The sequence below is a fragment of the Citrobacter sp. Cpo109 genome (assembly GCF_030332565.1).
Lineage (GTDB): Bacteria > Pseudomonadota > Gammaproteobacteria > Enterobacterales > Enterobacteriaceae > Citrobacter > Citrobacter portucalensis.
This window is the reverse complement of record NZ_JAOWHQ010000071.1, coordinates 172,530-194,059: the sequence shown is the minus strand read 5'-3', so window position 1 is coordinate 194,059 and position 21,530 is coordinate 172,530. Positions and strand designations below refer to the sequence as shown.

The 21,530-nt window shown below is 52.7% G+C and carries 19 protein-coding genes; 9 read left to right on the top strand and 10 right to left on the bottom strand.

Annotated features, from left to right (window positions below; all coding sequences use genetic code 11):
- Positions 1–24: 24 nt before the first annotated feature.
- The 4 genes from caiC to caiT form a co-directional block, all read right to left on the bottom strand.
- On the bottom strand, positions 25–1,578 hold the full coding sequence (gene caiC, locus OGY71_RS21550; RefSeq protein WP_197385298.1) for a crotonobetaine/carnitine-CoA ligase: 1,554 nt from the start codon (positions 1,576–1,578) through the stop codon (positions 25–27).
- A 61-nt stretch (positions 1,579–1,639) separates the two neighbouring features.
- Positions 1,640–2,857, bottom strand: a complete 1,218-nt coding sequence (gene caiB / locus OGY71_RS21545) for an L-carnitine CoA-transferase (RefSeq protein WP_286613782.1) — start codon at positions 2,855–2,857, stop codon at positions 1,640–1,642.
- A 123-nt stretch (positions 2,858–2,980) separates the two neighbouring features.
- Positions 2,981–4,123, bottom strand: a complete 1,143-nt coding sequence (gene caiA / locus OGY71_RS21540) for a crotonobetainyl-CoA dehydrogenase (RefSeq protein ID WP_063941089.1) — start codon at positions 4,121–4,123, stop codon at positions 2,981–2,983.
- Positions 4,124–4,157: 34 nt separating this feature from the next.
- The gene (gene caiT / locus OGY71_RS21535) at positions 4,158–5,675 is read right to left on the bottom strand and encodes an L-carnitine/gamma-butyrobetaine antiporter (RefSeq protein WP_003829695.1); all 1,518 of its coding nucleotides are present in this window, start codon (positions 5,673–5,675) and stop codon (positions 4,158–4,160) included.
- 480 nt (positions 5,676–6,155) lie between these two features.
- On the opposite strand from caiT, the gene OGY71_RS21530 reads away from it, so the two are divergent.
- The 9 genes from OGY71_RS21530 (at position 6,156) to folA (ending at position 14,593) form a co-directional block, all read left to right on the top strand.
- Positions 6,156–6,926 (top strand): electron transfer flavoprotein FixA, encoded by a 771-nt coding sequence (locus tag OGY71_RS21530; protein WP_149335411.1) that lies wholly within the window; start codon positions 6,156–6,158, stop codon positions 6,924–6,926.
- 15 nt (positions 6,927–6,941) lie between these two features.
- Positions 6,942–7,883 (top strand): electron transfer flavoprotein subunit alpha/FixB family protein, encoded by a 942-nt coding sequence (locus OGY71_RS21525; protein ID WP_200920814.1) that lies wholly within the window; start codon positions 6,942–6,944, stop codon positions 7,881–7,883.
- A 48-nt stretch (positions 7,884–7,931) separates the two neighbouring features.
- The gene (locus OGY71_RS21520; protein ID WP_191221843.1) at positions 7,932–9,218 is read left to right on the top strand and encodes an FAD-dependent oxidoreductase; all 1,287 of its coding nucleotides are present in this window, start codon (positions 7,932–7,934) and stop codon (positions 9,216–9,218) included.
- Positions 9,215–9,502, top strand: coding sequence for a ferredoxin-like protein FixX (gene fixX / locus OGY71_RS21515; RefSeq protein WP_000203736.1), 288 nt, complete (start codon positions 9,215–9,217; stop codon positions 9,500–9,502). The genes OGY71_RS21520 and fixX overlap by 4 nt, the downstream gene beginning before the upstream one ends.
- A gap of 147 nt (positions 9,503–9,649) precedes the next feature.
- Positions 9,650–10,993, top strand: coding sequence for an MFS transporter (locus tag OGY71_RS21510; protein WP_003829621.1), 1,344 nt, complete (start codon positions 9,650–9,652; stop codon positions 10,991–10,993).
- Between the two features lie 91 nt (positions 10,994–11,084).
- Positions 11,085–11,318, top strand: coding sequence for a YgdI/YgdR family lipoprotein (locus tag OGY71_RS21505; RefSeq protein ID WP_003018880.1), 234 nt, complete (start codon positions 11,085–11,087; stop codon positions 11,316–11,318).
- A 211-nt stretch (positions 11,319–11,529) separates the two neighbouring features.
- On the top strand, positions 11,530–12,060 hold the full coding sequence (kefF, locus tag OGY71_RS21500) for a glutathione-regulated potassium-efflux system oxidoreductase KefF (protein WP_003829618.1): 531 nt from the start codon (positions 11,530–11,532) through the stop codon (positions 12,058–12,060).
- Positions 12,053–13,915, top strand: a complete 1,863-nt coding sequence (gene kefC / locus OGY71_RS21495; protein WP_267392159.1) for a glutathione-regulated potassium-efflux system protein KefC — start codon at positions 12,053–12,055, stop codon at positions 13,913–13,915. The genes kefF and kefC overlap by 8 nt, the downstream gene beginning before the upstream one ends.
- Positions 13,916–14,113: 198 nt before the next feature.
- Positions 14,114–14,593: a type 3 dihydrofolate reductase gene (folA, locus tag OGY71_RS21490; RefSeq protein ID WP_003018873.1), complete on the top strand. Its 480-nt coding sequence runs from the start codon at positions 14,114–14,116 to the stop codon at positions 14,591–14,593.
- Positions 14,594–14,689: 96 nt separating this feature from the next.
- Here the strand turns inward: folA and apaH are convergent, their stop codons facing one another.
- From apaH to lptD, 6 genes are read right to left on the bottom strand one after another with little or no spacing between them, the layout of a single operon-like run.
- Positions 14,690–15,538, bottom strand: coding sequence for a bis(5'-nucleosyl)-tetraphosphatase (symmetrical) ApaH (apaH, locus tag OGY71_RS21485; RefSeq protein ID WP_003829612.1), 849 nt, complete (start codon positions 15,536–15,538; stop codon positions 14,690–14,692).
- A 10-nt stretch (positions 15,539–15,548) separates the two neighbouring features.
- Positions 15,549–15,926 (bottom strand): Co2+/Mg2+ efflux facilitator ApaG/CorD, encoded by a 378-nt coding sequence (gene apaG / locus OGY71_RS21480; protein WP_003018867.1) that lies wholly within the window; start codon positions 15,924–15,926, stop codon positions 15,549–15,551.
- A gap of 2 nt (positions 15,927–15,928) precedes the next feature.
- Positions 15,929–16,750 (bottom strand): 16S rRNA (adenine(1518)-N(6)/adenine(1519)-N(6))-dimethyltransferase RsmA, encoded by an 822-nt coding sequence (gene rsmA, locus OGY71_RS21475; RefSeq protein ID WP_003829609.1) that lies wholly within the window; start codon positions 16,748–16,750, stop codon positions 15,929–15,931.
- Entirely contained in the window at positions 16,743–17,735 is a 993-nt protein-coding gene (gene pdxA / locus OGY71_RS21470) for a 4-hydroxythreonine-4-phosphate dehydrogenase PdxA (RefSeq protein WP_003829605.1), read from the bottom strand. The genes rsmA and pdxA overlap by 8 nt, the downstream gene beginning before the upstream one ends.
- Complete coding sequence (surA, locus tag OGY71_RS21465) at positions 17,735–19,021, bottom strand: peptidylprolyl isomerase SurA (protein ID WP_003829603.1); 1,287 nt, start codon at positions 19,019–19,021, stop codon at positions 17,735–17,737. The genes pdxA and surA overlap by 1 nt, the downstream gene beginning before the upstream one ends.
- Before the next feature lie 53 nt (positions 19,022–19,074).
- Positions 19,075–21,432, bottom strand: coding sequence for an LPS assembly protein LptD (gene lptD, locus OGY71_RS21460; RefSeq protein WP_003829601.1), 2,358 nt, complete (start codon positions 21,430–21,432; stop codon positions 19,075–19,077).
- Between the last annotated feature and the right edge of the window lie 98 nt (positions 21,433–21,530).

Sequence of the window (21,530 nt, the reverse complement as noted above, 5' to 3'; positions counted from 1 at the left end):
CAGGAGGAGTTCCTGTCGGAAGGGTTATTTCAGATTTTTTTTGATTATTTTTCCTGAACAATTGCGCGGCAGGTCGGCTCTTATCTCCATAAAAGAGGGAACCTTGAATTTCGCCATATTGTTTTCGCAGAAGCTGAAGAACTCGGCTTCGCTTAATGTTTCACCTTCATTAAGGACGATAAACGCTTTAATGGCTTCATCACGGATTGAATCTTTAATACCGACAACCACAATGTCCTGAATTTTCGGATGCGCAGAAATAATATTTTCCAACTCGACGCAGGAGACATTTTCCCCGCCGCGTTTAATCATGTTGCAGCGTCTGTCGACGAAATAAAAATAGCCATCCTCATCCTGATAGCCCGAATCACCGGTATGTAACCAGCCCCCGGGCTCCAGCGCTTTGGCGGTAGCCTCCGGCTGCGCGTAGTACTCTTTGAAGATGGTTTTGCCCGGCACGCCTTTAATACAGATTTCGCCAATTTCTCCGGCGGGCAGGGGACGGTTGTGATCGTCACGGATTTCGGCTTCATAGCTAAATCCCACGCGGCCAATGGAGGGCCAGCGTCGTTTGTCTCCGGGACGGTCGCCGATAATACCGACGATGGTTTCAGTCATACCGTAGGAGGTCAGCAGCCTGACGCCAAAGCGTTCGGTAAAATCGTCTTTTTCCTGCTCGGATAAATTGAGATAGAACATCACTTCGCGCAGGTGATGCTGTTTGTCGGTTGGTGCAGCGGGCTGCACCATTAGCGTTCTGATCATCATCGGAATGCATTCGGTAACTGTCGCCTTATATCTATGCACCTGATTCCAGAACGCCCTGGCACTGTACTTCTCTAGCAGCACAAAGGTGCTGCCTGCGGAGAATGCGGGCATTGCGGCGGTACACTGACAGTCGATATGAAAAGCGGGCATCACCGTCATGTAGACGTCATCATTACGCAGAGCAATTTGCCAGGCAGAGTAATAGCCCGCAAAACGCAGGTTGTAGTGGGTAATTACCACCCCTTTAGGTCGAGAGGTGGTGCCTGAGGTAAACAGAATTTCCGCCGTATCGTCAATGGATAACGCGGGCATATAGCACAGCGTGGCGGACTGGCGGGATTGCAGTTGGGTAAAGTGACTCACGCCGTCGTCAGCCGGAAGCTGTTCGCCAATCAGACAGATATGATTAAGCGGGGTGCTATTTTCCAGCCGTATCTGGCGGTACATAGGATAAAACTGGGCGCTGGTGACCAGCAGACTTACCTGGCTGTTTTGCAGGATCCAGGCACTTTCTTCACCCAGCAAGCGGGCATTAATCGGTACCATGATGGCGCCAATTTTTGCCAGCCCAAACCAGCAAAAAATGAATTCCGGACAGTTATCCAGATGCAATGCGACCTTATCGCTCTTGCGGATCCCTAAGGAATGGAACAGGTTTGCGGTGCGGTTAATCTCTTCATTGAGCGAGGCATAGCTAAACTGCCGAACGACTCCTTCGCAGGATTCGAAAATTAACGCCGTTTTATCTCCGTACACCCCGGCCAGGTCGTCCCACATCTGACGTAAGTTTTGTCCGCCAACGATATCCATATTGCTTTATCCACTGAAATCAGGCGTGAGCGCTAACCATCGAGGGGTCAGCGCGTCGCGTTTATTCCTCAACTCTGGCCAGGCCTTTGCCGACCAGCTCATTTATGTCTGCTTCGCTATAACCAATATTTTTCAGAATGGCGGCAGTATCCATGCCATGTGACGGCATGCCGCGCCAGATTTTCCCCGGGTTGTTTTTAAATTTCGGCATGATGTTTGGCCCTTTGCAGGTGCGGCCATCCATTGTTTGCCACTGAGTAATAGATTCACGGGCAACGTACTGCGGGTTGCCTTCCAGTTCAGGAATAGTCAGCACCTTCGCGCAGGCGATGTTCAGCTCAGCAAAGCGCGCCTGGACTTCGGCGATGGTGTGCGTTGCCAGCCAGGCGTCCAGTTTTTCTTCCACAAGCGGGCCGTAAGGGCATTCCACACGATGGATAAGCTGGGTGCCTTCCGGGACTTCCGGTGTGCCAAGAATGTGGGCGAGGCCAATATCCTTGAAGCATTCGTTGATTTGCGTGATGCCGACCAGCTCCATGACGATATAGCCATCGGCGCATTTATACAGGCCGCAGCCAGCGTAATACGGGTCTTTGCCTTTGGTCATGCGTGGGCAAATTTCGCCGCCGTTGAAGTAATCCATCATGAAATACTGACCCATGCGCAGCATCACTTCGTACATAGCGATATCGATGCTTTCACCTTTACCCGTTTCGCGCACTTTGTGCAGGGCTGCCAGCGCTGCTGTCGTTGCGGTCATCCCGGAGAAGTAATCGGCGGTGTACGGGAAGGCGGGCATTGGCTGATCCACGTCGCCGTTTTGGATCAGATAGCCGCTGAACGCCTGTGCGATGGTGTTATACGCCGGAAGATTGGTGTACTCCTCGGTTCCAAACTGGCCGAAGCCGGAAAGGTGGGCGATAACCAGTTTCGGGTTATGTTCCCACAGCACTTCATCGGTAATACCGCGGCGGGCAAAGGCTGGGCCTTTACTGGCTTCAATGAAAATATCGGTGGTTTCCATCAGCTTCAGAAACGCTTCCCGGCCTTCATCTTTGAAAATATTCAGCGACAGGGCGTGCAGGTTACGGCGTGAGAGCTGCGGGTAGTTAGGCTGCACGCGGATGGTATCGGCCCATGCGACGTTTTCAATCCAGATAACCTCGGCGCCCCATTCGGCGAACATCTGTCCGGCGAAAGGACCGGCAATTTCGATCCCTGAAAAGACAACGCGTATCCCGGAAAGCGGGCCGAAGGCTGGCATTGGTAAATGATTCATCATTTTTCTCCTGGCATTTATGGGTGTCCATGTAGGCCGGATAAGGCGCTCGCGCCGCCATCCGGCATTGAGTGCCTGATGGCGACGCTAAGGCGTCTTATCAGGCCTACAGGTTGCGTCGTTCTATCGGTATTGCTTGAGTACCGCACGACCCAACGTCAGGATCTGCATTTCGTCAGAACCACCAGAAACACGGTCAACGCGCAGGTCACGCCAGAAACGCGTGATGCGGTGGTTGCCCGCGATACCAACACCTCCCAGTACCTGCATGGCGGTGTCTACCACCTCGAACGCGGCATTGGCGCAGAAGTATTTACACATTGCCGCGTCACCCGAAGTAATGGTGCCGTTATCCGCTTTCCATGCGGCTTCCAGCAGCATGTTTTTCATGGAATTCAGTTTGATCGCCATGTGTGCAAACTTCTCCTGGATCAGCTGGAAACGGCCGATCGTTTCGCCAAACTGTACGCGTTGGTTGGCGTAACGCGCGGCGTCTTCAAAAGCGCACATTGCCGTACCGTAGTTGGTCAGCGCGACGAGGAAGCGTTCATGGTCAAACTCTTCTTTCACACGGTTGAAACCATTCCCTTCCCGACCGAACATGTCTTTCTCGTCCAGTTCAACGTCGTCAAAGGTGATTTCACAGCAGCTATCCATGCGCAGACCGAGTTTCTCCAGTTTGTTGACCTTGATACCCGCCTTGCTCATGTCAACAAACCACTCGGTATAAACAGGTTTATCCGGCGATGCACCATCTCTCGCCATCACCACGATGTACGGGGTATAGGCGCTACTGGTGATAAAGCACTTACTGCCATTAAGATAAACCTTACCATCTTTGCGTGTATAAGTGGTTTTCAGACTGCCAACATCCGATCCCGCTCCCGGTTCGGTGATAGCAGAGTTCCACATCTGCTTACCGGTCCCCTGGAACGCCATGATTTTATCAATTTGCTCTTGGGTACCTTCACGCAGAAAAGTGTTAAAACCGCCTGGTAATTGGTACAACACGTAAGTCGGTGCACCAAGACGTCCGAGTTCCATCCAAACAGCGGCAACGGTGACAAAACCGGCTTCAAGTCCGCCATGTTCTTCCGGGATCAACAGGCTATCGATGCCCATATCCGCCAGCGCTTTTACAAAACGCTCAGGGTAGACGCTGTCGCGATCGCACTCGGCAAAATAAGCTTCCCAGTTCTCACTGGCCATCAGTTCACGAATACCGGCGACAAACAGTTCCTGCTCGTCATTTAAGTTGAAATCCATCTTTCAGCCTCTTGATCAATTGGGTTAATAAGAATTACTTGTCTTTCCAGTGCACTTTGGCGTCTTTAATAAAGGACAGCGTCACCATGATGTTGACGAAGAACAGCGGACATCCCCCGGCGATAATTGCGGTCTGAATGGGCTTCAGCCCACCCAGCGCCAGCAGAACGATGCCGATGACGCCGACCAGAACGGACCAACCGATACGCACCAACAGCGGCGGTTCTTCACCATCACGAACTTCGCGACAGGTGGACATCGCCAGGGTGTAGGAGCAGGCGTTAATCAGCGTGACGGTGGCAATAAAGCAGAGGATAAAGAATCCCCACATGGTGGCGGTGCTGAGCGGTAAAGCAGCCCAGGTTTCGATAATGGCGCGCGCCACGCCGTGTTGTTCAATTAGCTGCGGGATGTTGAGAATGTTTTTATCCATCAGCAGCAGCGTGTTGCTGCCAAGGACGGTCCACAGGATCCAGGTGGATGCGGTCAGGCCCAGTACCATCCCGAAACACAGTTCACGTACGGTACGACCGCGAGAAATACGTGCCAGGAAGATACTCATCTGGATAGCGTAAATAACCCACCACGCCCAGTAGAAAACAGTCCAGCCCTGCGGGAAGCCGCCTTTGCCGATGGCATCGGTATAGAACAGCATGCGCGGCAGATGCATCAGCAGCATGCCGACCGAGTCGGTGAAGTAGTTCATGATGAAGCTGGCGCCACTGACGATAAACACCCAGCCGAGCATCAGGAAGCTTAGATAACTACGTACGTCGCTGGCGATCTTGACCCCTTTTTGCAGGCCGCAGGCCACGCAAATGGCATTCAATATGATCCAGCAGGTAATGATGATGGCGTCGAGTTGCAGCGTATGCGGAATACCGAACAGCCATTGCATACACTCGGTTACCAGCGGGGTAGCGAGACCGAGGCTGGTGCCCATCGCGAAGATCAGCGCCACCAGATAGAAGTTATCGACGATGGTGCCGAACAAGCCCTTAGCATGCTTCTCGCCAACTAACGGCACCAGTGTGGAACTGGGGCGGATAACGTCCATTTTGCGTACAAAGAAGAAGTAGGCGAACGCGACTGAAAGGAAGCTGTAGGTTGCCCACGGCAGCGGTCCCCAGTGGAACAAGCTGTACGCCAGAGCTATCTCTTTTGCGCCAACGGAGTTGGGGGCGAGAGCAAAAGGCGGGGTAGAGATATAGTAGTAGATCTCGATGGAACCCCAGAACAGCACCGCGGCGGATGTACAGGAAGCGAACATCATAAAAATCCAGCTGGCGGTACTAAACTCGGGTTTTTCGTCGCCTAATTTCTTTTTCGAATATGGGCCAAAGACCAACCAGAACCAACCGAAGAGCATGACGACCATATACCATTCGAATGCCCAACCCCAGACGTTGGTGACATAACTGAATACCGCATTAATAACGACGTTAGCGGCATCAAGATCTCTTACTGTTAGCCAACAAAGTATCCCAACAATTATTAATGGCGGAAAAAAAACCTTCGGTTCAATTCCCGACTTTCTCTTTTCATTTTTCATAAGTGAATTCCAGTGTGAAAACGAAATTTATTTAGCGTGCCCGTATGTGATTGTTTGTTTATTTGTTATTAATGATTTGTTGATAACTTTTTAACCTCTGGGGCGCCTCAGTGAGTAACTCATAATGGGTATTCACTTCCGGCTATTCTGTTATCTGTGTCACACTTTTTTATGCTGGTTATTTTGTCTGAAAATCCAAATAATTCTTTTATTAATCATAATATTAATGTTGATTTTTTAACTTTTTTAAGTGACTGGCGTTCAATATTGTTGAACCAGCAAACAATATTGAAAATTTTCGTAATTGACATGTTTCTTTCAATATTGGTGAGGTGCATAACACTATTGAAAGTTACGAATATCAATGTGTGACATTTTCAATATTGGTGATTAATGTTTTATTTCCGAATTAAAGAGCGTGATATCTGTATTTAACACCGCCGATATAAATACGTTTCCTTCATGATTTCTGGAGATGCAATGAAGATAATTACTTGCTACAAATGCGTACCTGATGAGCAGGATATTGCGATTAATAATGCTGATGGAACTCTCGATTTCAGCAAAGCGGATGGCAAAATCAGCCAATATGATCTGAATGCGATCGAAGCGGCTTGCCAGTTAAAACAGCAGGTGGGAGAGGCTCAGGTTGTGGCCATGAGCGTCGGCGGCAAAGCGCTGACCAATGCAAAAGGGCGCAAAGATGTGCTCTCCCGTGGCCCTGATGAACTGATTGTTGTCATTGACGATCAATTTGAACAGGCGCTGCCGCAACAAACCGCCACTGCGCTGGCTGCCGCCGCACAAAAATCAGGTTTTGATCTGCTTATTTGCGGCGACGGTTCTTCCGATCTTTATGCTCAGCAGGTTGGTCTGCTGGTGGGCGAAATGCTGAACGTGCCGGCGATTAACGGCGTGAGTAAAATCCTCTCTCTTACCGACAGCACGCTGACGGTAGAGCGTGAACTGGAAGATGAAGTTGAAACCCTGAGTATTCCGCTTCCTGCGGTGATCGCGGTCTCTACCGACATCAACACCCCTCAAATCCCTTCCATGAAAGCCATTCTTGGCGCGGCGAAAAAACCGGTTCAGGTCTGGTCGTCTGAGGACATTGGGATGAACGGCGCGCAAGCGTATTCCGAACAACAGGTTGCCGCACCGAAGCAGCGCGAGCGTCAGCGCGTTGTGATTGAAGGTGACGGTGAAGAACAGATTGCTGCGTTTGTCGAGAATCTTCGCAAAATCATTTAATTATCAGGGGATGTTATGAACAAATTTTCCAGTGTCTGGGTATTCAGCGATACCCCTTCTCGTCTGCCGGAACTGATGAATGGTGCGCAGGCTTTAGGTGAAAACGTTAACACGTTTGTGCTCAGCGATGAGGACAGCGCGGCGGCATGCCATTTAGGGGCGGATCATGTCTGGCTGCTCAGCGGCAAACCAGAAGACCGTATGGTTGAAGACTACGCCGATGCGATGGTCGAAACCATTCGTCAGCACAGCGAGGGCGGCGCGGTGCTGCTGCCGAATACGCGTCGGGGCAAGCTGTTAGCGGCAAAGCTGGGCTTTCGCTTGTCGGCTGCAGTCTCAAACGACGCCAGCGCAGTCGAAGTACAGGACGGAAAAGCGGCGGTCAAACATATGGTCTACGGCGGCCTGGCGATGGGAGCAGAAACAATCGCTTCACCGTTTGCCGTGATCACACTCAGCAGCGGAACGTTTGACGCGCAGCAACCGGATACCGCCCGCAGCGGCGAGGTGCACACCGTTCAGTGGCAGGCTCCGACTATCGCCGTGACCCGTACGGCAACGCAGGCGCGTCAGAGCAACAGCGTCGATCTCGACAAAGCCCGTCTGGTGGTCAGCGTGGGACGCGGTATTGGTAGCAAAGAAAATATCTCGCTGGCCGAAGCGCTGTGCCAGGCGATTGGCGCTGAGCTGGCCTGTTCCCGTCCAGTGGCGGAAAACGAGAAGTGGATGGAGCACGAACGCTACGTCGGCATTTCCAACCTGATGCTCAAACCAGAACTGTACCTGGCCGTGGGGATCTCCGGACAGATCCAACATATGGTCGGCGCCAACGGCGCGCAGACGATTTTCGCCATCAACAAAGATAAAAATGCGCCGATCTTCCAGTACGCAGATTTTGGCATCGTTGGCGATGCGCTGAAGATCCTGCCTGCGCTGACGGCGGCTCTGGCGCGTTAAACCATTCGGGCAGGGTGCGAAAGTATCCTGCCACTGACAGGAGTACGTATGTCCGAAGATATCTTTGATGCCATCATCGTGGGTGCAGGTCTGGCCGGTTCGGTTGCGGCGCTGGTGCTGGCTCGGGAAGGTGCACAGGTGCTGGTCATCGAGCGCGGCAATTCTGCTGGCGCGAAGAATGTCACCGGTGGGCGCATGTATGCCCATAGCCTGGAACGCATCATTCCCGGCTTTGCTGAGCAGGCCCCCATTGAACGCATCATCACCCACGAAAAACTCGCCTTTATGACCGACAAAGGGGCGATGACCATCGACTATTGCAATGGTGAAGAGGCCGTATCGTCGCAGGTTTCTTATTCCGTCTTACGTAGCAAATTTGACGCCTGGCTGATGGAGCAGGCCGAGGAGGCGGGAGCCCAGCTTATCACCGGTATTCGCGTGGATAACGTTGTGCAGCGAGAAGGCAAAGTCGTGGGCGTGGAAGCCGACGGCGATATTCTGGAAGCCAAAGTGGTGATCCTCGCTGACGGGGTGAATTCTTTGTTGGCAGAAAAACTGGGCATGGCCAGGCGCGTTGAGGCATCACATGTTGCCGTTGGCGTAAAAGAGCTGATCGAATTGCCGAAATCGGTAATTGAAGATCGTTTCCAGTTACAGGGGAACGAAGGCGCAGCCTGCCTGTTTGCCGGTTCACCGACCGATGGTCTGATGGGCGGGGGCTTCCTCTATACGAATGAAACGACCCTTTCTCTGGGGCTGGTCTGCGGGCTTCATCATCTGAAAGATGCTAAAAAATCGGTCCCGCAAATGCTGGAAGATTTCAAACAGCATCCAGCGGTTGCCCCACTTATCGCCGGTGGCAAGCTGGTGGAATATGCCGCGCACGTCGTACCGGAGGCCGGTATGAATATGCAGCCTGAACTGGTGGGTGACGGAGTACTGATTGCCGGTGATGCTGCCGGAATGTGTATGAACCTCGGCTTTACTATCCGCGGTATGGATCTCGCCATATCTGCAGGCGAAGCGGCGGCGAAAACGGTGCTTTCCGCGATGAAGCGCGACGACTTCAGCAAGCAGTCGCTGGGCGAATACCATCAGCATCTCGATGATGGTCCAATGCGCGATATGCGCATGTATCAGAAGCTTCCCGCTTTCCTTGATAACCCACGCATGTTTACCGCCTATCCCGAAATGGCGGTCAGTATCGCGCGCGACCTGTTCACCGTGGATGGTTCCGCTCCGGTGCCAATGCGCAAAAAAATCCTGCGTCATGCGAAGAAAGTGGGCTTCATCAACCTGATGAAAGATGGCCTGAAAGGAGTGACCGTATTATGACATCTCCCGTCAATGTGGACGTCAAACTGGGCGTCAATAAGTTCAATGTGGATGAAGACAGCCCGCACATCATTCTCAAAACCGATCCTGATAAACAGGCGCTGGAAGTACTGATTAAGGCTTGTCCAGCCGGACTGTATAAAAAGCAGGACGACGGCAGCGTTCGTTTTGATTACGCCGGATGCCTGGAGTGCGGAACGTGCCGCATTCTCGGCCTTGATACAGCGTTGGAAAAATGGGAATACCCGCGCGGGACATTTGGCGTGGAGTTTCGCTACGGCTAATAAGTGCGAGGTTGTGCACCCGTAGGTCGGATAAGACGCGGTAGCGTCGCCATCCGGCAATCATGTGGCGCCAATGCCGGATGGCGGCGTAAACGCCTTATCCGGCCTACAGATGACGCTTTGCCCGTGTTGAAACAGGAAGTCGCTATGCAGCAGCCCAGGAACTTTGATGACATCAAATTTACCTCTATTCACCGCCGGATAATGCTGTGGGGAAGCGGTGGGCCATTTCTGGATGGTTATGTGCTGGTGATGATTGGCGTGGCGCTGGAACAGCTCACGCCAGCGTTGAAACTGGACGCACAGTGGATTGGTCTGCTGGGGGCCGGCACGCTCGCCGGTCTGTTTGTGGGAACGTCGCTGTTTGGCTACATTTCCGATAAGGTCGGGCGGCGAAAAATGTTCATCATCGATATTATCGCCATTGGCGTGATATCGGCGGCAACCATGTTTGTTTCCTCACCCGTTGAACTGTTGGTGATGCGTGTGCTGATCGGCATTGTGATTGGTGCCGATTATCCAATTGCTACATCGATGATTACCGAGTTCTCCAATACCCGCCAGCGCGCTTTCTCCATCGGTTTTATCGCCGCGATGTGGTATGTCGGCGCCACCTGTGCCGATCTGGTCGGTTACTGGCTGTATGATGTTGAGGGCGGATGGCGCTGGATGCTGGGCAGCGCGGTGATCCCCTGTATTTTGATCCTGATTGGGCGCTTCGATCTTCCTGAATCGCCGCGCTGGCTGTTGCGTAAAGGTCGGGTGAAAGAGTGTGAAGCGATGATGATCAAACTGTTCGGCGAACCGGTGGTGTTCGACGAAGAGGCGCCGCAGGAGACGCGCTTCCTGCAGCTGTTTAACCGCCGTCATTTCCCGTTTGTCCTGTTTGTTGCCGCTATCTGGACCTGTCAGGTGATCCCGATGTTCGCCATTTATACCTTTGGTCCGCAGATTGTTGGACTGTTGGGGCTTGGTGCCGGGAAAAGCGCGGCGTTGGGCAATGTGGTGATAAGCCTGTGCTTTATGCTGGGGTGCATTCCGCCCATGTTCTGGCTCAATAGCGCGGGCCGTCGGCCATTGTTAATTGGCAGCTTTATTATGATGACGCTGGCGCTGGCCGTGCTGGGGTTAATTCCTGATATGGGAGCGTGGCTGGTGGTGCTGGCGTTTGCCGTGTACGCCTTTTTCTCGGGGGGACCGGGAAATCTTCAGTGGCTGTACCCAAATGAACTGTTCCCTACCGACATTCGCGCATCTGCCGTCGGGGTGATTATGTCCTTAAGCCGCATTGGCACCATTGTTTCAACCTGGGCGCTGCCGGTGTTCATTACCAAATACGGGATCAGCAATGTCATGCTGATGGGCGCAGGAATTTCGCTGATTGGCCTGCTGGTGTCCATCGCTTTCGCCCCGGAAACGCGAGGTCTGACGCTGGCGCAAACCAGTCAAATGACGATTCGCAGTAAGCCCGTGACCAGGGCGAGTTATTAGGAGTGTTCTGTATTTTCCCTGCAACTCAGTCAGTTAGCCTACAGTTAACTGGGTATATCACTGAAAACAACTGAAAAGCAGGGAGAACACCATGCAAAAACATATCCTGATCACCTCAATTTTTACCGCAGCAGCACTATTTACCGTAGCCGGTTGTTCCTCAAACCAGGCGGTTAAAACCACCGATGGCAAAACAATCGTCACTGACGGCAAACCGCAAGTCGATGATGATACTGGCCTGGTGTCGTATAAAAATGCGCAAACGGGTAAGACGGAACAGATTAACCGCGATCAGGTTAAGGATATGAGTGAGCTGGACAACTAATATACACTTCATCCTTCAAGTTGCCTCAGTGTTGGCTGCGCTCATTCACCCCAGTCACTTACTTTAGTAAGCTTCTGGGGATTCATTCCCTTGCCGCCTTGATGCAACATGAATGATTTTGTGTATAGGCCTCAATAATATTGGCTGTTAGCCTGTGGATTAACTGACTAAACTCACTGTTATTACAATAATGCAGTGAAACAGGCTAATCATGATCCTCATCATTTATGCGCATCCCTATCCGCAGCACTCGCATGCGAATAAGCGGATGCTTGAACAGGCAAGGACGCTGGAGGGCGTGGAGATCCGCTCGCTCTACCAGCTCTACCCCGACTTCAATATCGATATTGCCGCTGAACAGGATGCGCTGGCACGCGCTGATTTGATCATCTGGCAGCATCCGATGCAGTGGTACAGCACACCTCCATTACTCAAGCTGTGGATGGATAAAGTCCTTTCGCACGGCTGGGCGTATGGCCATGGCGGTACTGCGCTGCACGGTAAACATCTGCTGTGGGCAGTGACGACCGGCGGCGGTGAAAACCACTTCGATATTGGCTCCCATCCCGGATTTGATGTGCTTTCTCAACCCTTACAGGCGACGGCACTTTATTGTGGCCTCAAATGGCTACCGCCGTTTGCGATGCACTGTACGTTTATCTGTGATGATGAAACCCTGCAAGCGCAGGCGCGTCACTACAAACAGCGTCTGATGGAATGGCAGGAGGCACACCATGGATAGCCATACGCTGATACAGGCGCTGATTTATCTCGGATCGGCGGCACTAATTGTCCCCATCGCCGTACGGCTGGGACTCGGGTCTGTACTGGGGTATCTTATCGCCGGGTGCATTATCGGCCCATGGGGCCTGAGGCTGGTAACGGACGCCGAATCCATCCTGCATTTTGCGGAGATCGGTGTGGTGCTGATGCTGTTTGTTATCGGCCTTGAACTGGATCCGCAACGTTTGTGGAAACTGCGAGCCTCGGTGTTCGGCGGCGGCGCATTGCAAATGGTGGTTTGCGGAGGCCTGATTGGTGTGTTCTGTATGTTCCTCGGTCTGCGCTGGCAGGTAGCGGAGCTGATCGGCATGACACTGGCGCTTTCCTCTACGGCTATCGCTATGCAGGCAATGAATGAACGCAACCTGATGGTTTCGCAAATGGGTCGCAGCGCCTTTGCCGTGCTGCTGTTCCAGGATATCGCTGCTATTCCACTGGTGGCGATGATCCCATTACTGGCAGCGAGTGGCGCATCAACAACGCTTGGGGCGTTTGCATTGTCTGCCCTTAAGGTAGCGGGCGCACTGGTGCTGGTGGTGCTGTTAGGTCGTTATGTCACACGTCCTGCCTTGCGTTTTGTCGCCCGTTCGGGCCTGCGGGAAGTGTTCAGTGCCGTTGCGCTGTTCCTCGTGTTTGGCTTCGGTCTGCTGTTGGAAGAGGTTGGATTGTCGATGGCGATGGGGGCATTCCTAGCTGGGGTGCTGCTGGCAAGCTCTGAGTATCGCCACGCGTTGGAAAGCGACATTGAACCATTTAAAGGACTGCTGCTGGGGCTGTTTTTCATCGGTGTAGGGATGTCTATCGACTTTGGTACGCTGATTGATAATCCCTTGCGCATTATCATTCTACTGGTCGGTTTCCTGGTTATCAAAACCGTCATGCTGTGGTTGATAGCGAAACCGTTGCAGGTGCCGAACAAGCAGCGTCGCTGGTTTGCCGTATTATTAGGGCAGGGCAGTGAGTTTGCCTTTGTGGTGTTTGGCGCGGCGCAAATGGCAAATGTGCTCGATCCTGACTGGGCGAAATCGCTGACGCTGGCGGTGGCGTTGTCGATGGCGGCTACGCCGATTTTGCTGGTGATTTTGACGCGTCTGGAAAAATCGGCGACTGAGGAAGAGCGCGAAGCCGATGAAATCGATGAGGAGCAACCGCGGGTGATCATCGCCGGGTTTGGGCGATTTGGCCAGATAACCGGTCGTTTGCTGTTGTCGAGCGGGGTCAAAATGGTGGTTCTTGATCATGACCCGGACCATATCGAAACGCTGCGTAAATTCGGGATGAAGGTTTTCTATGGCGACGCGATCCGGATGGATCTGCTGGAGTCTGCCGGGGCGGCGAAAGCTGAAGTCATTATTAATGCCATTGACGATCCGCAAACCAGTCTGCAATTAACCGAAATGGTGAAAGAGCATTTCCCGCATCTGCAAATTATTGCTCGTGCGCGCGACGTGGATCATTACATCCGCCTGCGCCAGGCAGGCGTGGATATGCCGGAACGTGAAACCTTTGAAGGTGCATTGAAGACCGGACGTCTGGCGCTGGAAGGTCTCGGGCTTGGGCGCTATGAGGCACGTGAGCGGGCTGACGTATTCCGCCGATTCAATACCATGATGGTAGAGGAGATGGTGAAAGGGGAAAATGACGCGACTTCCCGCGCGGCCGTTTATAAACGCACCAGCGCAATGCTGAGTGAAATTATTGCGGAAGATCGTCAGCACTTATCGTTAATTCAACGCCATGGCTGGCAAGGCACGGATGAAGGTAAGCATACGGGCGACGTCGCCGATGAGCCGGAAGTGAAACCGTCAGCATAGGGTAAAAAATGTGATGTTCTGCAAACTTTACTGCTAATTGACTGTTTTTGAACTACTGTAATGCTGGCGTACCACCTTAAATAGGTCGGTTCGCCAGCAGAACGGAAAATTTTCCTGTTCATCCTCTTTCCGCCAGTCGACGAAAGATTGCGCTTTCCGTATAGTGGCGACAATTTTTTTGTATCCGGGAAATATTCAATGATCAGTCTGATTGCGGCGTTAGCGGTAGATCGCGTCATCGGTATGGAGAACGCCATGCCGTGGAACCTCCCTGCCGATCTCGCCTGGTTTAAACGTAATACCTTAAACAAGCCGGTTGTCATGGGACGCCATACCTGGGAATCCATCGGGCGACCGTTACCTGGGCGTAAAAATATCGTCATCAGCAGTAAGCCTGGCACCGACGATCGCGTGCAGTGGGTGAAGTCTGTGGATGAAGCAATTGCGGCCTGCGGCGATGAACCTGAAATTATGGTAATTGGCGGTGGGCGTGTGTATGAGCAGTTCCTGCCAAAAGCGCAGAAACTGTATCTGACGCACATTGATGCGGAAGTGGAAGGGGATACGCATTTCCCGGACTACGAACCGGATGACTGGGAGTCGGTGTTCAGTGAATTCCACGATGCCGACGCGCAAAACTCTCACAGCTACTGCTTCGAGATTCTGGAACGTCGTTAATACTGTAAGTGCCGGATGGCGGCGAAACGCCTTATCCGGCCTACTTTTGTGCCAGATGTAGGCCTGATAAGCGTAGCGCCATCAGGCATAAACCTATCAGGCGTTGACCGCTTCGCCAGGATCCAGGTTCAGATGGCGATTTGACGGCTGCACGAAGTACTGTTTGTCTTCCCAGCGCAGACAGGTGAGATCGCCTCCCCAGCAACACCCCGTATCCAGCGCGTAAATGCCTTCTGGCGTGCCTTTACCCTCCAGCGATGCCCAGTGCCCGAATGCAATGCTGTACGCTTCACTGACCGGTCCAGGAATGGCAAACCACGGCTTCAGCGGGGCAGGAGCGTCTTCCGGTGACTCTTTGCTGTACATATCCAACTGACCGTTAGGGAAGCAGTAACGCATGCGGGTAAAGGCGTTGGTAATAAAACGCAGGCGCGCCAGTCCGGTCAGTTCCGGGGTCCAGTTATTGGGCATGTCGCCGTACATCGCATCAAGGAAGAAGGGATACGAGTCGCTCGACAGCACGGCTTCAACATCGCGAGCACAGTCTTTTGCCGTCTGCAGGTCCCACTGTGGGGTAATACCGGCATGCGCCATCACCAGCTTCTTCTCTTCGTCTACCTGCAACAGCGGTTGACGGCGGAGCCAGTTAAGTAATTCGTCGGCATCCGGTGCTTCGAGCAGCGATGTGACCCTGTCTTTAGGTTTATTACGACTGATACCGGCGAATACGGCCAGCAGGTGTAAATCGTGATTACCCAATACTAACCGCACGCTGTCGCCCAGTGATTTCACGTAGCGCAAAACGTCCAGCGAGCCCGGTCCACGAGCGACCAGATCGCCGGTGAGCCATAGGGTGTCTTTTTCGGAATTAAAGTCTACCTGATGCAGCAAGGCTACCAGTTCATCGTAACAACCGTGAACGTCGCCAATAAGGTATGTCGCCATAGTTATTGTTTTAATGAATGAGTGTTGGAACGGCGAGTCGGAATACGGGAATATCGATGGTAAAGGCGATGCCTTGTTCATCGATCATTTCGTAATGACCCTGCATGGTGCCCAGCGGTGTTTCAATCACCGCACCGCTGGTGTACTGGTACTCTTCGCCGGGTTCGATGTGGGGCTGGACGCCAACCACGCCTTCACCCTGAACTTCGGTTTCGCGGCCATGACCATTAGTGATCAACCAATAACGCCCCAACAGCTGCACAGGCGCTCGCCCCAAATTGCGGATAGTTACGGTGTAAGCAAAAACGTAACGTTCATCATCAGGTGAGGATTGCGCCTCAATGTAGACGCTTTGTACCTGAATGCACACTCGGGGCGAATTGATCATGTTTAACTCTCCTTCGATGGCGCGTTTTCTGACAGATAGTTAGCCATCCGGCAGTATTGCGCGACAGAGATATTTTCCGCTCGCATCGCCGGATCAATGCCCAGCTCTGTCAGTACTTCAACGCTAAACAGGTTGCCGAGACTGTTACGTACCGTTTTACGGCGCTGATTAAACGCTTCGGTGGTAATACGGCTCAGCACACGAACATCTTTAACCGGGTACGGCATCGTCGTATGAGGCACCAGACGCACAACGGCTGAATCAACTTTAGGCGCTGGCGTAAATGCGGAAGGCGGTACTTCAAGTACCGGGATCACATTGCAGTAATACTGCGCCATGACGCTTAATCGACCATACGCTTTACTGTTTGGCCCTGCAACCAGACGATTCACCACCTCTTTTTGCAACATGAAATGCATGTCGGCAATGGCATCAGTATAGGAAAAAAGATGGAACATGAGCGGAGTGGAGATGTTGTACGGCAGGTTGCCGAATACGCGCAGCGGCTGTCCCATCGTTTGTGCCAGTTCGCCGAAGTTCATGGTCATGGCATCTTGCTGATAAATCGTCAGCTTAGGCCCTAAAAACGGGTGTGTCTGTAGGCGTGCTGCCAGATCGCGGTCGAGTTCAATGACCGTGAGCTTGTCCAGACGTTCGCCTACTGGTTCGGTCAATGCCGCCAGGCCCGGGCCGATTTCGACCATAGCCTGACCTTTCTGCGGGTTGATAGCAGAGACAATACTTTCGATCACAAACTGATCGTTGAGGAAGTTCTGCCCGAAACGTTTACGGGCTAAATGGCCCTGATGGACTCGATTATTCATTGGTATTAACAATCATTTTGATGGCGAGATTAAGCGCCGTAATAAAACTGCCGACATCTGCTTGTCCACGGCCCGCGAGTTCAAGTGCGGTGCCGTGATCGACGGATGTGCGAATAAAGGGCAGGCCCAGCGTGATATTCACACCGCGACCAAATCCCTGGTATTTTAGCACGGGGAGACCCTGATCGTGGTACATTGCCAGCACGGCATCCGCGTAGTCGAGATATTTGGGCTGAAACAGCGTATCTGCGGGCAGCGGACCGTTTAATTTCATTCCCTGCGCACGCAGTTCATCGAGTACCGGAATGATGGTGTCTATCTCTTCCGTTCCCATATGTCCGCCTTCACCAGCATGCGGGTTTAGACCACACACCAGAATATGCGGATCGGCAATGCCGAACTTGGTGCGTAAATCATGATGCAAAATGCCGATCACTTCCTGAAGCAGGGCGGGCGTAATGGCGTCGGCAACGGCTCTGAGCGGCAAATGCGTGGTTGCCAGGGCAACGCGCAGCTCTTCGGTCGCCAGCATCATAACAACTTTCTTTGCCTGTGAGCGCTCTTCAAAAAACTCGGTATGTCCGGTAAACGGGACGCCAGCGTCATTGATAACGCCCTTGTGAACCGGGCCAGTGATCAGCGCCGCAAACTCACCTTGCAGACAACCATCGCAGGCGCGAGCCAGCGTATCCACCACATATTGCCCGTTTTCTACCGCCAACTGACCCGCGACAACAGGTGCCCGCAGCGCAATCGGTAACAGCGTCAATGTGCCTGCTGATTGCGGTTTGGCTGGGGTATCTGGAGAGTATGGGAGGAGTGAAAGCGGTAAACCGAGCATCGCTGCCCGGTCATTGAGGAGTGCTGCATCCGCACAGACAACAAGTTCTACAGGCCACTCGCGCTGGGCGAGTTGAACCACCAGGTCCGGGCCAATCCCGGCGGGTTCGCCGGGAGTGATAACAACGCGTTGAGCACGAGTCATTAGTTGCTCAGAACTTTAACGTAAGCGCTGGCGCGCTGTTCCTGCATCCAGGTTGCTGCTTCTTCCGAGAATTTACGGTTCATCAGCATACGGTAAGCTCTGTCTTTCTGCGCTGCGTCAGTTTTATCAACGTTACGCGTATCCAGCAGTTCGATCAGATGCCAACCGAAAGAGGAGTGCACCGGGGCGCTCATCTGGCCTTTGTTAAGTTTGGTCAGCGCATCGCGGAAAGCAGGGTCGAAAATATCCGCTGCAGCCCAGCCCAGATCGCCGCCCTGGTTGGCAGAGCCTGGATCCTGAGAAAACTCTTTAGCGGCTGCCGCGAAGGTAGTTTTACCGCTCTTAATATCTGCCGCGATTTGTTCCAGCTTCAGACGCGCCTGCTGATCGGTCATGATCGGCGACGGCTTAAGCAGAATGTGGCGAGCATGAACTTCAGTCACGGAGATGCTCTGGCTTTGGCCACGCATATCGTTGACTTTCAGGATGTGGAAGCCGACACCGGAACGAATTGGGCCAATGATATCGCCTTTTTTCGCAGTGCTTAACGCCTGGGCAAAGATACCCGGCAGCTCCTGAATACGTCCCCAACCCATCTGACCGCCTTTCAGCGCCTGCTGGTCAGCGGAATAAGTAATAGCCAGTTTTCCGAAATCACTACCGTTACGCGCTTCATCAACAACAGAGCGCGCCTGGCTTTCAGCTGCGTTAACCTGGTCGGACGTTGGGTTTTCTGGTAATGGGATCAGAATGTGGCTCAGGTTCAGCTCGGTGCTGGCATCGTTTTGGTTGCCTACCTGCTGCGCCAGGGCATCCACTTCCTGAGGCAGGATAGTGACGCGACGGCGAACTTCGTTGTTACGCACTTCAGAGATGGTCATCTCTTTGCGGATCTGGCTACGATAGGTTGAATAGCTTAAGCCATCCTGTGCCAGACGGCTGCGCATCTGATCCAGCGTCATGTTGTTCTGCTTGGCGATGTTGGCAATAGCCTGATCCAACTGCTCGTCAGAGATTTTCACCCCCATTTTCTGACCCATTTGCAGGAGGATTTGATCCATGATCAAACGTTCCAGGATCTGATGACGCAGCGTGGCGTCATCCGGTAATTGCTGACCTGCCTGACCTGCATTCAGTTTTACTGACTGCATTAAGCCATCGACGTCGCTTTCCAGAACGACGCCGTTATTGACGACGGCTGCGACTTTATCGACTACCTGTGGGGCAGCGAAACTGGTATTCGCGATCATGGCGATACCGAGAAGCAGCGTTTTCCAGTTCTTCATACTTTTTCCATTTCAATTAACCGCAATGCGGATTACGTTGTAAATCAATCAGATCATAAAGCGCTTTGATACGGCAAAATGTTCGAACGTAACATTTGAGTCGTGCCGAGACCGTAGTTTGAGCTCAGGCCACGGAGTTCGATATTAAAGCCGATCGTGTTGTCATAAATCGCGTGCTGCATTTTGTCATCCCAACCGTTCAGCTTACGCTCGTAGCCAAAGCGAATGGCGTAACAGCAGGAGTTGTACTGTAAGCCCAACATTGAATCTGCTTCTTTGTTCACGTTGGTATCGAAGTAGTAAGCACCAACAATCGACCAACGATCGGCGATCGGGAAGCTTGCCACTGCACCCACCTGCGAAATCCCGTTTTCATACTGGGCGTTAGTTACATCACGTGAAGGTACAGCGGCCTTAATATACTCTGGGCTGGCATAACGGTAGTTCAACTGCAGCATACGGTTTTCGTCGCGTCGGTATTCGATACTGCTATTGCTGGTTGCGATGCTATCCAGACGCGTGTCGTACTGGATCCCACTGCGTAAACCCCAACGATCGGAGATGCGCCAGTAGGTATCGCCCGCCCATACCAGTGAACCTGTTTTGTCGTCATTCTCCCATTCTGTATGGTCATCGCCAGTGCGTGACTCGGTGAAATAGTAGATTTGACCCACAGAAATATTAAAACGTTCAACGGCCGCGTCATCATAAACGCGAGATGTGACCCCCGTCGTCACCTGGTTGGCAGAAGCAATGCGGTCCAGGCCGCCATAAGTACGGTCACGGAACAGGCCGGTGTAGTCAGATTGCAGCAGGGAGGAGTCATAGTTATAGATATGACTTTGGTCGCGATATGGGACGTACAGGTACTGCGCGCGCGGCTCCAGCGTCTGGGTATAACCCGGCGCCAGCATTTGCATGTCACGCTCGAATACCATCTTGCCGTCGACTTTAAACTGCGGCATGACGCGGTTAGCGGAATCATCCAGCTTAGTGTTCTTCGGATTACTGTTATACCAATCCAGATTGGTCTGCTGATAGTGCGTTGCCAGCAGCTTCGCTTCGGTATTGATACTGCCCCAGTTATTCGACAACGGCAGATTGATCGTCGGTTCAAGGTGAACACGCGTGGCTTCCGGCATGTTGTCATTGGTATTGACGAAATGGACCGCCTGACCATAAATCCGGGTATCAAACGGACCGACGTCGTTTTGGTAGTAGTTGACGTCTAACTGCGGCTGCGCAGAGTAGCTATTACTGTTTTGTGCGTCGAAGACCTGGAACTGCTTGGTCGATACCGTGGCGTCAAAGTTTTGTACCGCGTAGCCGACGCTGAATTTCTGCGTGGCGTAGCCGTCGGTACTGGAACCGTATTTATTATCGAAATCGTTAAAGTAGCTGGTGTCGCTGACCTTGGTGTAGTCGACGTTGAAACGCCACACCTGGTCCAGTACACCGGCGTGCTGCCAGTAGAACAGCCAGCGACGTGAATTGTCATCATTCGGATGTTCGTCCTCGTACACTTTATCGGAATTCAGATAGTCGAACTCCATCAAGCCCGCACCCGCCTGGGTGAGGTAGCGGAATTCGTTCTCCCACATGATCCCGCCGCGACGGTGCATATAGTGCGGCGTGATGGTGGCGTCCATATTGGGCGCAATGTTCCAGTAATACGGGAGGTAGAACTCAAAATAGTTATTGGTGGAATATTTTGCGTTCGGGATCAGGAAACCGGAACGGCGCTTATCGCCGACGGGTAACTGTAAATAAGGACTGTAAAAGACCGGAACCGGACCCAGTTTGAAACGGGCGTTCCAGATCTCCGCGACCTGTTCTTCACGGTCGTGGATAACTTCGCTACCGACGACGCTCCAGGTATCGGAACCTGGCAGACAGGAGGTAAAGCTACCGTTTTCCAGAATAGTATAACGGTTTTCCCCACGCTGTTTCATCAGGTCTGCTTTCCCGCGCCCCTGGCGGCCGACCATCTGGTAATCACCTTCCCAGATGTTGGTATCTTTGGTATTCAGATTGGACCAGCCCTTCGGCCCCTTCAGAATAACCTGATTGTCGTCATAATGGACATTGCCCAGCGCATCGACGGTACGAATTGGCTCCGGCTGGCCTTCAGCCTGCTTCTGATGAAGCTGCACTTCGTCGGCCTGCAGGCGGCTGTTACCCTGTGCGATATCCACGTTGCCGGTAAACACCGCGTCATCGGGATAATTCCCTTTTGCGTTGTCGGCATTGATGGTGACGGGTAACTCATTAGTCTCGCCCTGTACCAGAGGACGGTCATAGCTCGGCACGCCCAGCATACACTGTGAGGCGAGATCGGCTGCCAGGCCCTGATGGCTATAGAGGGCGCTGGCAATCATGGTGGCCAGAAGAGTGGGAATACGTTTTTTCATACGTTGTATTTATTGTTCCATCATCAGTAGCGTCGCGCGTGACAAACGGTCACAGCCTAACTTATCTCATCTTCACTTCGCTAGTATTAATCCTGCCC

Excerpts from the sequence above, each read along its gene's own strand:
- caiC (WP_197385298.1), bottom strand. The coding sequence starts at position 1,578 with ATGGATATCGTTGGCGGACAAAACTTACGTCAGATGTGGGACGACCTG.
- caiB (WP_286613782.1), bottom strand. The coding sequence starts at position 2,857 with ATGAATCATTTACCAATGCCAGCCTTCGGCCCGCTTTCCGGGATACGC.
- caiA (WP_063941089.1), bottom strand. The coding sequence starts at position 4,123 with ATGGATTTCAACTTAAATGACGAGCAGGAACTGTTTGTCGCCGGTATT.
- caiT (WP_003829695.1), bottom strand. The coding sequence starts at position 5,675 with ATGAAAAATGAAAAGAGAAAGTCGGGAATTGAACCGAAGGTTTTTTTT.
- OGY71_RS21530 (WP_149335411.1), top strand. The coding sequence starts at position 6,156 with ATGAAGATAATTACTTGCTACAAATGCGTACCTGATGAGCAGGATATT.
- OGY71_RS21525 (WP_200920814.1), top strand. The coding sequence starts at position 6,942 with ATGAACAAATTTTCCAGTGTCTGGGTATTCAGCGATACCCCTTCTCGT.
- OGY71_RS21520 (WP_191221843.1), top strand. The coding sequence starts at position 7,932 with ATGTCCGAAGATATCTTTGATGCCATCATCGTGGGTGCAGGTCTGGCC.
- fixX (WP_000203736.1), top strand. The coding sequence starts at position 9,215 with ATGACATCTCCCGTCAATGTGGACGTCAAACTGGGCGTCAATAAGTTC.
- OGY71_RS21510 (WP_003829621.1), top strand. The coding sequence starts at position 9,650 with ATGCAGCAGCCCAGGAACTTTGATGACATCAAATTTACCTCTATTCAC.
- OGY71_RS21505 (WP_003018880.1), top strand. The coding sequence starts at position 11,085 with ATGCAAAAACATATCCTGATCACCTCAATTTTTACCGCAGCAGCACTA.
- kefF (WP_003829618.1), top strand. The coding sequence starts at position 11,530 with ATGATCCTCATCATTTATGCGCATCCCTATCCGCAGCACTCGCATGCG.
- kefC (WP_267392159.1), top strand. The coding sequence starts at position 12,053 with ATGGATAGCCATACGCTGATACAGGCGCTGATTTATCTCGGATCGGCG.
- folA (WP_003018873.1), top strand. The coding sequence starts at position 14,114 with ATGATCAGTCTGATTGCGGCGTTAGCGGTAGATCGCGTCATCGGTATG.
- apaH (WP_003829612.1), bottom strand. The coding sequence starts at position 15,538 with ATGGCGACATACCTTATTGGCGACGTTCACGGTTGTTACGATGAACTG.
- apaG (WP_003018867.1), bottom strand. The coding sequence starts at position 15,926 with ATGATCAATTCGCCCCGAGTGTGCATTCAGGTACAAAGCGTCTACATT.
- rsmA (WP_003829609.1), bottom strand. The coding sequence starts at position 16,750 with ATGAATAATCGAGTCCATCAGGGCCATTTAGCCCGTAAACGTTTCGGG.
- pdxA (WP_003829605.1), bottom strand. The coding sequence starts at position 17,735 with ATGACTCGTGCTCAACGCGTTGTTATCACTCCCGGCGAACCCGCCGGG.
- surA (WP_003829603.1), bottom strand. The coding sequence starts at position 19,021 with ATGAAGAACTGGAAAACGCTGCTTCTCGGTATCGCCATGATCGCGAAT.
- lptD (WP_003829601.1), bottom strand. The coding sequence starts at position 21,432 with ATGAAAAAACGTATTCCCACTCTTCTGGCCACCATGATTGCCAGCGCC.